This is a genomic window from Microvirga antarctica, assembly GCF_017921815.1.
Lineage (GTDB): Bacteria > Pseudomonadota > Alphaproteobacteria > Rhizobiales > Beijerinckiaceae > Microvirga > Microvirga antarctica.
In genome coordinates this window covers 83,124-98,634 of record NZ_JAGEMM010000009.1, presented here as the reverse complement: position 1 = coordinate 98,634, position 15,511 = coordinate 83,124, and the positions used below count along the sequence as shown (strand labels likewise).

The window sequence follows — 15,511 nt, the reverse complement described above, 5'->3', positions numbered from 1 at the left end:
TTTCAGAAAGTGAGCGGCTTGGCGAGCACGGTTGCACTAGCTGGGCAAAGATCAGCGGCCTGCCGGGTCGAGAGAATGGCTGCGGGGGCCTCGTCGCGACTGATGGGCTTAAAGCCTTGCGCCTCAAAGAACGGTGCTGCCGTTGTCGTCAGGACATAGGCCGTCCGGGCACCCAGATCAGAGGCTCGTCGTGACAACAACAGCGCAATGTTTCGACCAATGCCCTGACCGCGTGCATCGGGAGAGACGACCATGGAGCGCAACAGGGCATCGGAGCCATAGAGCTCGAACCCGCCAAACCCGACAGGCGAACCTCCGAGTTTGCTGTATCGGAAGAAGGATCGGCCGGAGTCGTTTAGGTCGTCTGTCGGCAGTCCCGCCGTCTGAAGGGCGTCGATCAGCTCCTGGGATGTCTCGATGGCCGTGTCGGTGAGAAAGGGCGAACCCTCCTCCTTGTCGAGATCGGTCATCGCCTCAACGGGTAAGAGATCAAGCACGGTTTCCGACGGCCGGCAGAGCTTCACACCTTTTGGTGTGACGACGATGGGCCGGTTGATCAGGATCGGGTGAGCCATCAGGGCGTCGAGAAGCTCTTCATCGCTCAAGGCGAGGTTGTCGAGCCCCAACTCCTCGAACGGTGTGCCCTTTTCTCGGATCACTGCTCGCACAGGGACGCCCATACGCTTGATGAGCTGGCCCAACAAAGCTCGCGAGGGCGGGGTTTTGAGATATTCGATGACATGAGGCTCAACACCCGTATTGCGAATGAGCCTGAGGGTGTTGCGCGAGGTTCCGCAAGCCTGGTTGTGGTAGACGATGACATCCATAAATCAGGCCGCTCCCTGGCGAGGAGACGAAACTCCCTCAGTTTGGCCGATTTCCCGCAACTGCGATTGCAGAGACGCCCGATCGAGCATGTTAACCGGGAGTGCTGTGAAGGCCACAATCCGATTGCGGAGGTACCGCAGAGCGGTAACGAAGGCGCGCTCCCTCTCGATCTCGGTCCCCTCGACGGCGGCCGGATCCTCAATCCCCCAATGGGCAGTGAACGGTTGCCCTGGCCAATGAGGGCAGGATTCCCCCGCTGCGCTGTCGCAGACCGTGAAGATGAAATCCATCACAGGTGCATCCGGATCGGCAAACACCGTCCAGCTCTTTGAGCTAGCGCCATCGCTTGGGATGCCTGCCTCTTTCAGCACTTTCAGGGCGAGGGGATGAACACTGCCTTTAGGCTGGCTTCCAGCGGAATAGGCTTTGAATCGGCCTTCCCCCAGATGATTGAGTACGGCCTCGCCGATGATCGAGCGGGCCGAATTACCAGTGCAGAGAAACAGGACATTGTAGACCCGCTCAGACATGAGCTTCTTCCTCGACTTGTGAGCAGCACGGGGTGAGATCCGCAATAAGCCCCGCGCAGATTTCCGGTTTTCCGCCGCAGCAATCCTTGAGCAGGAAGCGAGCGATTTCACGCATCTGGTTGAGGTCGGCGCGGTAGATGATCGATCGGCTTTTCCGCTGGGACTGGATCAATCCGGCGCGGGTCAGGATGCCAAGGTGGCTCGACATGGTGTTGTGCGGCACGGCGAGTTGCGAGGCGATCTCACCGGCCGGCAAGCCCTCGGGCTCATGGCGCACCAGAAGCCGGAAGACATCGAGGCGCGTTCCCTGTGCCAAGGCCGCAAAGGAGAGGATTGCAGTTTCGTTTTCCATATGTCGAGCATTATCGACAGATAGGATCTTTGGCAAGTGGGCTTGCTCTATCAGCGGGCTGTCCGAAGGACGAAGGCGGCCAATAGCGCCTAGAGACAGGGGCTGGACGGGATTTCTGGGGAGGTTGTCAAATTTCACCTCAAGGAACGCTCGAAAGCAGCCACCTGCGCCTCCGTTGGGACTGGTTGTCCCCCCTCTCGTCGTCGATCGCAGCCCTGTCGCTTCCGCATGCCTCTTTCTGTTTGCAGTTTGGTGCTCGACCTTAACCAGCTTGTCCCACCATGCCTCTTGCAACTGGGCGGTTCCTGTTTGTCATCCGAGGTCAGGTGTTACTCGGCGCGCCTCGGAAAGATGCAACTATGCTCTAGGTCTAAAATCGTACATGACCGTTGACCTTGCAACGGTGGGAAGGTTTAGGAGTGGCGAATGATACAGATCGAAGGGCGGCATAAAGCACCTTGTCGAAGCAGTCCCTACGTGACACATATCAAGCCCTGACCTTGAGGTGCGTTTTTGCGGCGGATGGCCCCTATCATCGCTGTGCTGCTTGCGATCACCATGGCGATCTTCCCGATCTCCATGCCGAAGGCGGCTGAAGTGGGCAACCAAGAGCATGCCGTAACGTTTGATTCCCACCACCGCCATGACGCTGTAGATGCTTCGTGCGGGCACGGAGCAACTGTATCCTGTGGGGACCAAAAGGCTGGCCACCATGAGGCGACAGGTTCTGGCTGCTGCAGTATGACCCTCTGCCACGCTTTCCAGACCAGCGCAGGCCCCAGTATCCTCTCGCCGTTCAACCGGATTGTCTCCATCCCCGCGGCCAGGGATGAGCAGGTCGAGGGTATCGTCCCCGGCGGTCTTAAGAGACCTCCACGAACCGTCTGATTCAGGCGCGGGCGATTTCGCCCGCACGCATCGGCATGGCTGTTTGCAACGTCAGGCATGCCCGACCTGAAACCCAAGACGGTCATCCTCCGGGGAAATTGATCATAACGCCAGACCCGTGACGAGGCGGTACGCCCACCCGTCACGATAGTCATCACCGCGTCGATCCTGCCCTGGAGGTCCGTACCGAGACGGATCCCATGCTTAAACTGATTTTACTGGCCGCGCTCAGCCTTGGCTTGGCTGCCTGCATACCTACTCAACCCACCTCCTATCTCGTCGCGGCCGCAGATCCCGCCGCAGGCACTCGCCTGCCGGCCTACTCCTCCGTCACAGCAGGGGTGCGCGCATACGAGGTCGTCGATCCTCTCGATTGGCGGGAGCTCAACCGTCGTGTCGCGCCTGGGGCCGGGACTGAAGCCGAGCGTGGCAACAGCAACGATGCCGCCCGCCGGGGCCGATGACCCATGCGCAAGGACAGTAGAATGATGACCGACAATGGACATGCTGGACGGGGGCCCGGGCTGCGGCTGCTCGGGGGCGTGGCCGCTACCCTGATGCTGGGCGGCTGCGTGTCGTTCTCGGCTGATGGCGGGCTGTCAACCGCGCAGACGGTTGCTTACGCCGAGCTGAACAAGGATGTCGTGAAGGTTACCAACGAGGCCGGCGCCCTCGCGACGCAGCAGCAGGCCGAGGTTCTTCTCAAGCGGCCTTTAACCGCGGACAGCGCGGTTCAAATCGCTCTGCTCAAGAACAGGGGATTGCAAGTCGCATTCAACGAACTCGGAGTCTCTGAGGCCGAATACGTCCAGACGAGTCTGCCCCCAAACCCGACGGTGGCCCTGTCGCGACTTGGCGGCAGTCTGGAGCTCGAGATCGAACGCCAGATCCTGATCGGCCTGTTTGAACTGGCCACGCTGCCCGCGCGCACCGCTATCGCCGAGCAGCGGTTCCGCGCTGCCCAATTCCGCACCGCCGAGGCCGTGCTCAGGCTCGCCGCCGAGACCCGCCGAGAATATTACCGGGCCATTGCTGCCAACCAGCAGGTCGCCTTTATGCAGCAGGCGCTCGGGACGGCGGAGACCGCTTCCGAGCTCACCAAGCAGCTCGGCGAAAGCGGCGCCCTCAACAAGCTGGAGCAGGCCCGCGAGCACGCGTTCTACCAGGAACTTGGGGCCCAGCTTGCCCGTTCCCGCATCGAGCAGAAAGTTGCCCGCGAACGCCTGATTAGGCAGCTAGGGCTGTGGGACCGCGACCTCGACTTCCGCCTACCGAATTCCTTGCCACCCTTGCCGGCTCGCATTGCTTCGGCGAAGGACATCGAACGCCAGGCGCTGGAGAAGCGAGTCGACATCCAGGCGCTGCGCCACGACCTGAACGCCGTCGCTGGACAGTACGGACTTACAAACGCTACCCGCTTGGTGACGGATATCGAGCTCGCTGGGATCTCCAGTTATGAGCGCGCCACATCTTTTGCCGTGGGGCCGGAGGGCGTGGCAGTCGATCGTGAGAGGATCAAACGCCAGGGCTTGGAGGTCGAATTTCAGATCCCGATCTTCGACTTCGGCGGTACGGCAGTGCGCAATGCTCAGGAAACTTACATGGCCGCGGCGAACCGCCTGGCCGAGCTGGCCGTGAACGCCCGCTCGGAGACACGCGAGGCCTATCTACGCTACCGCGGCAACCACGACCTCGCCCGCCACTATCAGGGTCGTGTCCTGCCTTTGCAGAAAACCATCCAGGACGAGGCACTGCTTCAGTACAGCGGGATGCTTGTCGACGTCAGCCAGCTCATCCTCGACGCCCGAGCCCGCATCCTCAGCAACGTCGACGCCATAAACGCCCGTCGCGATTTCTGGATCGCCTCAACCGACCTCAAGGCCGCACTCGTCGGGGGTGGGGGCGGCAGCGGCGGTGAAGGTGGCGGCACACCTGTGACTGCTGCCGCTGGCGGCGGTGGCGGTGGACACTGAGAGGGAAAGACCAATGACCGACCTTTCACGCAGGAACTTCCTCGGGGCCGGAGGCCTGACTCTTGCCGGTGCATCCATGATCAGCGGACGCACGCAGGCGGCGAGCCTGCCTGAGGCGCCGACTATGGCGGAGGGCACGATGCAGCCGCCACTCTACCCGAAGAGCGGGCCGGACTACCAACCCGTCGTCACCCTTAACGGCTGGACTCTGCCCTGGCGCCAGAATGGGGATTGGAAGGAGTTCCACCTCGTGGCCGAGCCTGTTGTGCGCGAGCTCGCGCCCGGCATGAAGGCGCACCTATGGGGCTACAACGGCCAATCGCCGGGGCCGACCATCGAGGCGGTCGAGGGCGACAGGGTGCGTATCTTCGTCACCAACAAACTGCCGGAGAACACTGCGGTTCACTGGCATGGCCAGCTTTTGCCCAACGGCATGGACGGGGTCGGCGGCCTGACCCAACCGCATATCCCTCCGGGCAAGACATTCGTCTACGAGTTCATCTGCCAAAAGTCCGGCACCTTCATGTACCACCCCCACTCGGACGAGATGGTCCAGATGGCGATGGGCATGATGGGCTTCTTCGTCGTGCATCCGCGCGACCCGGCCGAGCGCCGCGTCGATCGCGACTTCGTGTTCCTGCTCAACGCGTTCGACATCGAGGCTGGAAGCTACGTGCCGAAGGTCAACACGATGCTCGACTTCAATCTCTGGTGCTGGAACTCGCGCGTGTTCCCCGGCATCGATCCGCTCGTGGTGCGTCAGGGCGACAAGGTCCGCGTCCGGTTCGGCAACCTGACCATGACCAACCACCCGATTCACATGCACGGCTACGACTTCAAGGTCACCGGCACGGATGGCGGCTGGGTGCCAGAAGGAGCGGCGTGGCCGGAGGTTTCGATCGACGTGGCGGTCGGGCAGATGCGGGCGTTCGAGTTCGTCGCAGATGCACCCGGTGACTGGGCGATTCACTGCCACAAGTCGCACCACACCATGAACGCCATGGGCCATGACGTGAAGACCTACATCGGCGTGAACATGAACAAGACGGCCCCCGCCATCAAGAAGCTTGCCCCGGGCTACATGCCGATGGGCGGCAGGGGCATGGGGGAAATGGGCTCGATGGAGATGCCCCTGCCTGACAACACGTTGCCGATGATGACGGGCTTCGCGCAGTTCGGCCCCGTCGAGATGGGCGGCATGTTCTCCGTCGTGAAGGTGCGGCCGGGCCTCGCGGCCGACGATTACAAGGACCCCGGCTGGTACAAGCACCCGGAGGGAACCGTCGCGTACGAGTGGACGGGCGAGAAACTCGCCGAGCCCACCCGGGCAGCCCCTCCCGACAGCAACGTGAAGGCGGCAGAGTTCCGAGCCATCGATCCGCGCAAGCACCCGATCCGCAAGGCGGGCAACCACGACAATCACTGATCCCGACAAGAACCGATGCCAAAGGAGCAATCAATGAAGACACGTAATTCTGCCCTCATAGCCGCCGCCGGGGTGCTGACACTCTCTGCCGGGCTGGCACTCGCCGCCCCTGGTGAGCCGGGCCACAGCCACAAGTCGTTCGCGGCGGGCGAGCCGGGCGACCCAGTGAAACCTGTCGCCCGCACAATCGAGGTCACCATGAAGGAGACCGAGGACGCAAAGATGCTGTTCGAGCCGAACAAGGTCGAGATCAAACGCGGCGAACAGGTGAAGTTCGTCCTCAAGAACGGCGGCAAGGTAGATCACGAGTTCATGCTCGACTCTGTCGCGAACAACGCGAAGCACAAGATCCAGATGGAGAAGAACCCGGACATGGAGCACGACGACCCGAACGGGAAGCGGCTCGCACCAAGCGGCGCTGACGACATTGTCTGGCGCTTCACCAAGGCCGGCACCTACGAGTTCGCCTGCCTAATCCCGGGCCACTACGAGTCCGGCATGCACGGCATCGTGGTCGTGAAGTGACGCACAATCGCGTCATGTTATTCAAGAAGGGCTCGTAAGGCCCGATCGTCCCGCGCAACCGACGTTGCGGGGCGATCCTTCCGGACGAGAGGCATTATTATGAACCGCTTTACCGTCACCCTCACCGCCGGTGCCGTACTGATTATCGGCGCCATTGGCACGAATGGATTTGCGCAGGCACAGCCCGCTAAGGGGGCATCGGCCGCCTACGAGCGCGTCCGCGAGGTCATGGACGACCGCTTCAATAATATGAAGCTTGCAGGCGATCCTGACAGGGACTTCGCGGCGCTCCTCATCGCCCACCATGAAGACCTGATATTCCTTGCAAGGACGCAGCTTGAGCACGGCGCCGACGAGCAGCTCCGCCGAGTCGCACAGAAGATCCTGGACGAGCAGCAGAGGCAGATTTCCGAGCTTAAGGAGTGGCAGGTCCGCAACCGCCAAGGGGACTATCGTGCCAAGGCAGACCAGCCGCCACATGGCTCTGGTCCCCTTGATCAAAAGGCCGGGCAGACCGCGCAGATGCAGGCCGCTGCCCCGGCCCCGGCCGCCGCGCAGCCAGCCATCGCAAGCCAGTTGCCCATGGTGTCCGGCATGGTGGAGAAAGTCGACGCAGGCGCAGGCAAGGTCACAATCGACCATGGCCCCATTTCCAACCTCGACATGGATGCCATGACCATGGTGTTCCGGGTTCAGGATCCTGCTCTGCTCCAAGGCGTGAAGGCTGGCGACAAGGTACAGTTTCAGGCCGACCGCGTGAACGGACAGATCTCCGTCGTGCGGTTCGGATCCGGCACGTCACAACCGATCTCGGCCCAGACTGCGGCCCTGCCGGTAGCGGCGGCAAATATCCCCACTGTCTCCGGCACTGTCGAGAAGATCGACGCCGCTCAGGGCAAGGTGACTATCGACCACGGGCCCATCCCAAACCTGAACATGGATGCCATGACGATGGTGTTCCGGGCGCAAGATCCAGCAGTCCTGAAGGGCGTGAAGGCAGGCGATCGCATCCTATTCCAGGCCGACCGCGTGAACGGCCAGATCAGCGTCGTCCGGATCCAGAAGCGCAAGTAGAAGACGCGTCGGCAGATCGCCTAGGCGGCGACTTGACCTTCCCATTATGGGAAGCCTCAGTCTGCTTAACAGGGAAACGCAGTGGAGAACGACCATGAGCGATGACCAAGGCACAAATGGGCACGGCCACCACCACGGCCATTACGCGTACGGAGGCAACCACCATCAGCCTGCAACGGACGCGGGGAAGGTGAAGGATCCGGTCTGCGGGATGATGGTCGACCCGCAGACCACCGCTCACCGGGCCCAGCACGAGGGCAAGCCGTATTACTTCTGTTCGTCGGGCTGCCAGTCGAAGTTCATGGCCGAGCCGGCGTCATACGCAAACCCCGCAACAGAAAGGAACGCGGAGCCGGTATCTGAGGGCGTGATATACACCTGCCCGATGCACCCCCAGATACGCCAGATGGGGCCAGGTGCCTGTCCTATCTGTGGCATGGCGCTCGAACCCCTGCTTGCGACTAACGAGACAGGTCCCAGTCACGAACTCGTCGACATGACGCGTCGCTTCTGGATTGGCCTTGCCCTTTCGCTGCCCGTGGTAGGGCTGGAAATGGGCGGCCATTTGACAGGTCTCAGCCACTACATCGGCCAGCAGACCTCTAATTGGATTCAAATGCTTCTGGCGACCCCGGTTGTGCTCTGGGCGGGCTGGCCCTTTTTTGTACGAGCATGGCATTCGCTGCTTACCCGCAACCTGAACATGTTCACTCTGATTGCGATGGGCACCGGAGTGGCTTGGGTTTACAGCTTGGTTGCGACAGCAGTTCCGGACGTGTTCCCGGCCGCCTTCCGCGGCCCTGGCGGTTCGGTCGCCGTGTACTTCGAGGCGTCCGCGGTGATCACGGTGCTAGTCCTGCTGGGGCAGGTCCTCGAACTGCGAGCCCGCGAGACTACGAGCGGCGCCATTCGCGCCCTCCTCGATCTCGCGCCGAAGACAGCGCGCATGATCATGCCTGACGGCACCGAGAAGGAGGTCCAACTCGATACCGTGCAGGTCGGCGGCCGTCTCCGGGTGCGCCCGGGCGAGAAGGTGTCTGTCGACGGGGTGGTTATGGAGGGGCGTAGCGCAGTCGACGAGTCGATGGTAACCGGCGAATCGATGCCGGTCACCAAAGAGGTCGGCGCGAAGGTGATCGGCGGCACCATGAACCAGTCTGGCAGCCTTGTCATCGAAGCTCAGAAGGTCGGACGCGACACGATGCTGGCACGCATTGTGCAACTCGTTGCCGAGGCCCAGCGCAGCCGCGCCCCGATCCAGCGGCTGGCCGACCAGGTTTCGGGGTACTTCGTCCCGGCTGTGATCGGAGTGGCGGTGCTTGCCTTTACTGCTTGGGCGATCTGGGGACCCGAACCACGGTTCTCTTACGGGCTTGTGGCGGCTGTGGCGGTCCTGATCATCGCCTGCCCGTGTGCGCTGGGCCTCGCTACGCCGATGTCGATCATGGTTGGCGTTGGCCGTGGCGCGCAGGTTGGTGTGCTGATCAAGAACGCCGAGGCGCTGGAGCACATGGAGAAGGTCGACACGCTGGTAATAGACAAAACCGGGACGCTCACTGAAGGCAAACCGGCGGTCATTGCCATTGTGCCGGCTCCCGGTTTCACCGAAGCCGAGGTCCTGCGCTTGTCGGCCAGTGTCGAGCGGGCGAGTGAGCATCCGCTGGCGGTAGCGATCGTCGCGGCCGCCGAGAGGCAGAGGCTCGCGACAGCACCGGTCACGGATTTCGACTCCCCCACTGGCAAGGGTGCGCTCGGCACGGTCGAGAGCCGGCGAATCGTACTAGGCAACAAGGCATTCCTGGCCGAGCACGGCGTTGACGTCGCTCCACTCGCGGAAGCCGCCGACAAGCTTCGGGAGGACGGTGCCACCGCGATCTTTGTCGGCGTTGATGGAAAGGTCGCGGGCGCCATTGCGATCGCTGATCCGGTGAAGCTCTCGACCCCCGAGGCCCTGGCTGGCCTAAAGGCAGAGGGCGTGCGAGTGGTGATGCTCACCGGGGACAACTGGACAACGGCCAAGGCCGTTGCGCGTCAGCTCGGGATTGACGAGGTCGAGGCCGAGGTCCTGCCCGACCAAAAGAGCGCCGTGGTCGACAAGTTCAAACGTGCGGGTCGGGTTGTGGCCATGGCGGGCGATGGTGTGAACGACGCTCCGGCCCTCGCGGCTGCTGATGTCGGCATCGCCATGGGGACTGGTACCGACGTAGCTATGGAGAGCGCGGGCGTAACCCTACTCAAGGGCGACCTGACCGGGATCGTGCGGGCGCGGCGGCTGTCGCGAGCCACCATGGGGAACATCCGCCAGAACCTGTTCTTCGCCTTCGTCTACAACGCGCTCGGCGTACCGGTGGCTGCGGGAGTACTGTACCCATTCTTCGGCATCCTGCTTTCGCCGATCATCGCAGCAGCGGCCATGGCACTGTCATCGGTGAGTGTGATAGGCAACGCCATCCGGCTCCGGACGGTGCGCCTATGACGAAATTCTCGCACGGTGTTAGATCAGCCGGTTGTAGGGTCCCCGTCATTGGTCCCGAACAAACGGGATCTTGCGAAGGACTATAGCGAGCCCCGAGAACCAAGGCGGGGCTCGCTATCGCTAATGCGGCCCTTCCTACTTCGTGTTCTTCTTCAGCCATTCCTTCATCTGAGTGATCTCTTGCCCCTGATCCTTGATAACCTTCTCGGCCATCATCTTGGCCTCTGCATTGTCACCGGTCTTGAGGGCGACGTTAGCCATGTCGATGGCGCTCTGATGGTGGGGGATCATGCTGCAGATGAAGGCGACCTCAGGATCCTTGATCATCATTCCGGTCATCATAGGGCCATGCATCTTCATCATAGCCTCCATGTAGCCCTTCCGAGCCTCGCTCATGTTGGCCATCATGCCCTGCATGTTCTGCATCATGCCTGACATGTCCATGCCCTGCATGTTCTGCATCTGCCCGTCGGCCTGGACCGCAGCCCGGCACTCCTCCGGCAGGCTCTCAGCCGACATGGTCCTCTGTCCGCCTGAGGGGCGCTGCATCTGAGCCGGTTGAGCCAAGGCGCTCCAGGCACTGACCGACAGGACGGCGCTGGCGAAAGCAATCATTCGAATGGTCATTTGGGTATCCTTCCAAGGGCGGTAGGTTCATCGATCACCGCGGGCGCGGCGGGCGCCGAAGGGCCGGCTTCCATCAGGAGCGGCGTGCCCCTCTGACGGGACTCACGCGGGTTTCGGTGGATGGTCGATGCGGGAAGGTATGGCCGACACGGGGGCCAGGTCCGGCGGGATTGGAACTACTTCGGATATTGGCTCGCTCTGTGCCAAGTTTATCGGGGTCGGCAAGACGGCCATGATGCAGCCGGGATGGCAGCAGATCTGCCCGACCCCGTAAGTCCTTAAGGCACCGCTGTGGTGGTGATTGGGCTGGCTATGGGATGCGTGTGCGGATTCCACCTCATAGGCAGATGGGGCATGAAGTAGAGCATTAGCTTGAACAACCGCATACAGAGGCGCACTGCTAAGGCCGATGGCCACCAGCGCGATCATCAGGCGACTGAACACGAAGCGGATCACATGCACGGCATCGTCCCTGGGATCATAGCGCCAACGATGGCCTTAGTGTTAGGTTCCGTAGGCGGGTGAGGGACTGTTGCCTGAGGAGACTCTTATGCTTGACCGCCGCCATTTTCTGACCGCTCTCGGCACGACGGGGGCCGTCCTGACCATGAAACCCGCCTTCGGCCAGGCGGGCCTGCCGAAAGTGGTTGTAAGCAAGGACCCGTCCTGCGGCTGCTGTTCTGGCTGGGTCAACCACCTCAAGGCCGCGGGCTTTCCAGTCGAGATTCATGAGACTGCCGAGGTCAATCGAGTGAAGGTCCGGCTGGGCGTTCCGGATGCCCTCGCCTCTTGCCACACGGCCGAGGTCGGCAGCTACGTCATCGAGGGGCATGTTCCTGCTGATGCGATCAAGCGTCTCCTCGCCGAGAAGCCCAAAGCTAAAGGTTTGGCGGTTCCCGGCATGCCCGTCGGCTCACCTGGCATGGAGGTCGAGGGAGTCGAACCAGACACCTATGAGGTGGTCCTGTTTGGACCGTCTGGCCAAACGACATTTGCCCGGTACCGGGGACCCAGCGCGGCCTGATGCCAGAGCCGACCAAGCGGCAAAACCTTGGGGTCATGCGGACCAAGGGTGGAAGTCTCTTGGACCTAGGTCCGTAAGCCAAGTTTGCTACCTCCTACTCCCAAATAACGAAAGCGGTGAAGGACGGCCGCGGACAAGGGTTGGACGGGATTTTTAGCGAGATTCGCGAATTCCCTCAGGGCGCGTTCGAATTCGGCCTCCTGCGCCTGCGGTAGGGCTTGATAGCCCCCGTTCACTCCCGATTACCGTCTTGGCGCCCCTCTTCCCGATTCCGCCCAAGCGTTTCCGAATGCCTCTTTTTGTTTTGGCCATAGTGGGCCTGCTGCATGGTGCATCAAAGGTTTTTGCAGGGAGGCCGATAGGCGGCTTTGCAGCCCCTTGGACATTCGCGTTGAAAATGGCCTGTTATCGAAAGTTCTTCCCCGACGGGTGTCAGTTGGCCATTTGCGAGAAGAACGATCCTTGCGCATCCGGCCCCCGATAGCGCTCTGAATCCATAGCGCGACTCCGAATTCGACCGCTTCCCTATGCGGGCGGCGATTGTCGCCATGGCGCACGGTCAGCTCAGTCATCAACACTCCACCCATTGAGACCCGCACGCAGGAAAGCAGGGTTTTGCCACCCTCCTATTTCAGAGGCACCCCCGGCTCTTTACATGAGATACAAATGCGGGCACGGGCCATCCCCTCGATGAGGCAAGAGTTCTGCCGAGCAAGCGTGTGTCTCCCAGCAAAGCGAACGAGATCTAGCAGACGGAGCGGTTGCGGCCATTGTAGGGGCAAACAGACTTAGAAAAAAATTTGGTCTTATCTATCAGGGAGTTAGAATGGAAAGTTGGCGGAGGGAGAGGGATTCGAACCCTCGATACGGTTTCCCGCATACACACTTTCCAGGCGTGCGCCTTCAACCACTCGGCCACCCCTCCGTCATACGCGCCCTGCGGGGCGCGCCACACCAGCGCGGTTCCATCGGAGAATGGGGCTGGTGTTTCTCCGCGTCGTCGGCGGAGGAGGGTCCTGTATCGCCAAAACCGGGCGGAAGGCAAGGTCGAACTTCAGGGAAGGCTTTGCCGGCGTTGGAAAACAGACTAAACTGTAGCTCTTGGTTCTGGCAGGGGTGTCCCGTTGAAGTTTCTGGCGCGCAGTTTGGGCCTCCTCCTTGTCGCCGCGGGGTTCGTCGGTCTGGTCATCGACGGGACGCGATCGATCGTCAATAACGCGATCTCCTTCACGTCGGTGGCCGGGATGATCAATTCCGTGTTTCCCGCAGGGGTGACCGGCCTTCAGGCCAAAGTGACGGCTCAGCTTCATCCGGTGGTGTGGGACCCGGTTCTGGTTCACCTCGTGCAGTTGCCGGCCTCCGTGACAGCATTCTTTATCGGGGCGTTTCTCCTGTGGCTCGGCCAGAAGCCGCTGGAGCCCATCGGTTATCTCGCCGGTCGGTAAGTGGCCTGGTTGAACGCCACACTCTCGCGTTTTGGCGGGAAGTCCCTACATAAGGGAGACCCCAACGAGAGAATGCGCCATGTTCAAGAATCTCAAATCCCTCGATATCCCTCATGCGGCCGATGCTCTTCCGGGACGGCCTGATGCCATCCCGACCGCCGCGGAGCATTTCGTCAACGGGAGCCGGCTTCATGGCCCGTTTCCCGCCGGCGTCGAGACCGCCGTGTTCGGTCTGGGCTGCTTCTGGGGCGCGGAGCGGAAATTCTGGGAAATGGGCGACGGAATCGTGACGACGGCGGTGGGCTACGCCGGCGGCTCGACCCCCAACCCGACCTATGAAGAAGTCTGCAGCGGCCGGACCGGCCATACGGAAGTGGTGCTCGTCGCGTTCGATCCCCACAAGATTTCCTATGAGACCCTGCTGAAAGCGTTCTGGGAAAATCACAATCCGACACAAGGCATGCGCCAGGGCAACGATATCGGCACGCAGTACCGGTCCGCGATCTACGTGGCGGACGAGAAGCAGCGCCGCGCTGCCGAGGAGTCACGGCGCATCTATGGTGAAGCGCTGGCGGCCAAGGGCCTTCCGGCCATTACCACTGAAATCACCGATGAAGGCCCGTTCTACTATGCTGAGGCCTATCACCAGCAATATCTCGCCAAGAACCCGAACGGGTATTGCGGTATCGGGGGCACGGGCGTCGCTTGCCCGATTGGGACAGGCGTCAAAGCTGCGTAAAGCGATATGAGCGGCGGCCGTGGCCGCCGCTTGGCTCGCGGCCAACCAGTCTGTCGGCTCGCGGCAGGCGGACCTATGGCGCCTGGAGCACGCGGCGGCACTCGGCCGGCAGTTGCGCCATGGTCAGCGGCGGGCGGGGCTTGCCCGGGGTCGGGTGAAGCATCTGGGGGGTGAACCAGGCTGAAAGCTCGGCTCCGCAGCCATCGCCGCTTGGCGGCGGATCCTGATCCGCACATGATGCATTCCCGGCCGGGCAGGCAATCCGGATGTGGAAATGGTAATTGTGCCCGAAGATCGGCCTCACCTTGGTGAGCCAGCCCCGGTCCGCGCCCGCCTCTCGGCACAGCGCCTTCTTGATCGCCGCGTTCACGAAGACCCGGGCCACTGAGGGCTCGCTCGCCGCCGCCTTGATCAAGGCCGTGTGCTGCGGCGTCCAGACAGACGGATTGATGTCGAGCAGATCAGACCGAACCATGTCGGTGGCCGACATCTCCTCCCGCTCGGCGCGGGTCAGCCGCCGGTCAGGCATGGGCCTGAGCCAGATATCAGCATCCAGGCCGACCTGATGCGACGCGTGGCCGGTGATCATCGGCCCACCGCGCGGCTGCGAAATGTCGCCAACCAGCAGGCCGGACCATCCGTTGATCTGCGGCAGACGGGACGACAATCGCTGCAGCATCCGGATCAGATCGGGATGGCCCCAGTTCCGGTTTCGCGAAAGCCGCATCACCTGCCAGGTGTCCCCGTCGATCGGGAGATGAGCCGCGCCAGCCACGCATCCCCGCGCGTAGCTGCCGATGGCCTGGGGCTGAAGCGCCGCAGCTGTTGCCGCGCGTCCGAACAGTTCCTTGGCGGCGACCGTGGGGCTGTCCGGGTTTGCAAGCGGCGGGAGCGGTTTTGGGTTCAGCGTACCCTTGTCCTGGGCGGACGCCGACAACGCGACGAGACAAAAGGAGACGGCGACAAGGCATCGAATCGTATTCATGCCGCCACGTTATCGCGCTTGCGCACGGACGGGAACGGGTCGCCTCGAACCTGCTGTCCCAAGGGCGGTTCTCGGATTGAGGCGCCGCCCCACCGAGCGCACCAAGCGCGGCTGTCCCGGAACCGGACTTTTGCGCCACGCGTTACTGTCGCATCTCATACCAGGAATGGAGGACGAGCATGCAGACGGCACAAAGCGGCGATATCCGCGAAACTCACAGCCTGATCGCCAGTGATAAGGTCGAAGGCACTCCCGTACGCCGGACCGATGGGGACAAGATCGGCACCATCGAGCGCGTCATGATCGACAAGCGATCCGGAAAGGTCGTCTACGCGGTGATGAGTTTTGGTGGATTCATGGGCCTTGGCGAAGAGTACTACACGTTGCCCTGGGGCGTTCTGAAGTTCAACACCGACCTCGACGCCTATGAGCTCAACCTCACCGAAGACCAATTGCGTGGCGCGCCCCGGCGAACGGCAGAGGGCCACGACTCGTCCTACGATCGAGAGTGGGAAGAGCATGTTCACCGGTATTACAGCGCGACGCCCTACTGGGGCGAGAACGATCCCAAGCGATAAGACCTGTTCCATCCCGACCCCAAAAAAATCGCCCGGATCAT

General features: G+C 62.1%; 14 protein-coding genes, 1 tRNA gene and 2 pseudogenes. 10 read left to right on the top strand and 7 right to left on the bottom strand.

Annotation, left to right across the window (positions count from 1 at the left end):
- Window positions 1-2: 2 nt before the first annotated feature.
- From arsN2 to J4G32_RS20490, 4 genes and pseudogenes are all read right to left on the bottom strand, one after another.
- Window positions 3-395, bottom strand: a pseudogene (gene arsN2 / locus J4G32_RS22030) (arsenic resistance N-acetyltransferase ArsN2); the annotation flags it as partial.
- A gap of 48 nt (window positions 396-443) precedes the next feature.
- Window positions 444-827: pseudogene (arsC, locus tag J4G32_RS22025) on the bottom strand (arsenate reductase (glutaredoxin)); the annotation flags it as partial.
- A gap of 3 nt (window positions 828-830) precedes the next feature.
- Window positions 831-1,358 (bottom strand): arsenate reductase ArsC, encoded by a 528-nt coding sequence (locus tag J4G32_RS20495; protein WP_210497418.1) that lies wholly within the window; start codon window positions 1,356-1,358, stop codon window positions 831-833.
- A complete protein-coding gene (locus J4G32_RS20490; protein ID WP_210497472.1) occupies window positions 1,351-1,710 on the bottom strand; it encodes an ArsR/SmtB family transcription factor in 360 nt (119 codons plus the stop codon). Before J4G32_RS20490 ends, J4G32_RS20495 begins: the two co-directional genes overlap by 8 nt.
- Before the next feature lie 1,088 nt (window positions 1,711-2,798).
- Between J4G32_RS20490 and J4G32_RS20485 the strand changes: the two genes are divergently transcribed.
- From J4G32_RS20485 to J4G32_RS20460, 6 genes are all read left to right on the top strand, one after another.
- Window positions 2,799-3,062, top strand: coding sequence for a hypothetical protein (locus tag J4G32_RS20485; RefSeq protein WP_210497417.1), 264 nt, complete (start codon window positions 2,799-2,801; stop codon window positions 3,060-3,062).
- A 21-nt stretch (window positions 3,063-3,083) separates the two neighbouring features.
- The gene (locus J4G32_RS20480) at window positions 3,084-4,571 is read left to right on the top strand and encodes a TolC family protein (RefSeq protein WP_246505404.1); all 1,488 of its coding nucleotides are present in this window, start codon (window positions 3,084-3,086) and stop codon (window positions 4,569-4,571) included.
- 13 nt (window positions 4,572-4,584) lie between these two features.
- Window positions 4,585-5,997: a multicopper oxidase family protein gene (locus tag J4G32_RS20475; RefSeq protein ID WP_210497416.1), complete on the top strand. Its 1,413-nt coding sequence runs from the start codon at window positions 4,585-4,587 to the stop codon at window positions 5,995-5,997.
- Between the two features lie 33 nt (window positions 5,998-6,030).
- Window positions 6,031-6,522, top strand: coding sequence for a cupredoxin domain-containing protein (locus J4G32_RS20470; protein ID WP_210497415.1), 492 nt, complete (start codon window positions 6,031-6,033; stop codon window positions 6,520-6,522).
- Window positions 6,523-6,621: 99 nt separating this feature from the next.
- Complete coding sequence (locus tag J4G32_RS21880; RefSeq protein ID WP_246505402.1) at window positions 6,622-7,596, top strand: copper-binding protein; 975 nt, start codon at window positions 6,622-6,624, stop codon at window positions 7,594-7,596.
- A gap of 94 nt (window positions 7,597-7,690) precedes the next feature.
- Window positions 7,691-10,072, top strand: coding sequence for a heavy metal translocating P-type ATPase (locus J4G32_RS20460; RefSeq protein WP_210497414.1), 2,382 nt, complete (start codon window positions 7,691-7,693; stop codon window positions 10,070-10,072).
- Window positions 10,073-10,207: 135 nt separating this feature from the next.
- On the opposite strand, the gene J4G32_RS20455 is transcribed toward J4G32_RS20460, so the two are convergent.
- Window positions 10,208-10,699, bottom strand: coding sequence for a DUF305 domain-containing protein (locus J4G32_RS20455; RefSeq protein ID WP_210497413.1), 492 nt, complete (start codon window positions 10,697-10,699; stop codon window positions 10,208-10,210).
- A 607-nt stretch (window positions 10,700-11,306) separates the two neighbouring features.
- Here J4G32_RS20455 and J4G32_RS20450 point away from each other — a divergent pair.
- Window positions 11,307-11,723 (top strand): DUF411 domain-containing protein, encoded by a 417-nt coding sequence (locus J4G32_RS20450; protein WP_246505424.1) that lies wholly within the window; start codon window positions 11,307-11,309, stop codon window positions 11,721-11,723.
- 835 nt (window positions 11,724-12,558) lie between these two features.
- Here J4G32_RS20450 and J4G32_RS20445 read toward each other — a convergent pair.
- Window positions 12,559-12,648: transfer RNA gene (locus J4G32_RS20445), tRNA-Ser, on the bottom strand.
- Window positions 12,649-12,847: 199 nt separating this feature from the next.
- On the opposite strand from J4G32_RS20445, the gene J4G32_RS20440 reads away from it, so the two are divergent.
- Window positions 12,848-13,168: a PetM family of cytochrome b6f complex subunit 7 gene (locus tag J4G32_RS20440; RefSeq protein WP_210497411.1), complete on the top strand. Its 321-nt coding sequence runs from the start codon at window positions 12,848-12,850 to the stop codon at window positions 13,166-13,168.
- A gap of 79 nt (window positions 13,169-13,247) precedes the next feature.
- A complete protein-coding gene (gene msrA / locus J4G32_RS20435; protein ID WP_210497410.1) occupies window positions 13,248-13,907 on the top strand; it encodes a peptide-methionine (S)-S-oxide reductase MsrA in 660 nt (219 codons plus the stop codon).
- Between the two features lie 73 nt (window positions 13,908-13,980).
- Here msrA and mepA read toward each other — a convergent pair whose 3' ends face one another.
- Entirely contained in the window at window positions 13,981-14,892 is a 912-nt protein-coding gene (mepA, locus tag J4G32_RS20430; protein WP_210497409.1) for a penicillin-insensitive murein endopeptidase, read from the bottom strand.
- A gap of 179 nt (window positions 14,893-15,071) precedes the next feature.
- On the opposite strand from mepA, the gene J4G32_RS20425 reads away from it, so the two are divergent.
- Complete coding sequence (locus J4G32_RS20425; protein ID WP_210497408.1) at window positions 15,072-15,470, top strand: PRC-barrel domain-containing protein; 399 nt, start codon at window positions 15,072-15,074, stop codon at window positions 15,468-15,470.
- Window positions 15,471-15,511 lie beyond the last annotated feature (41 nt).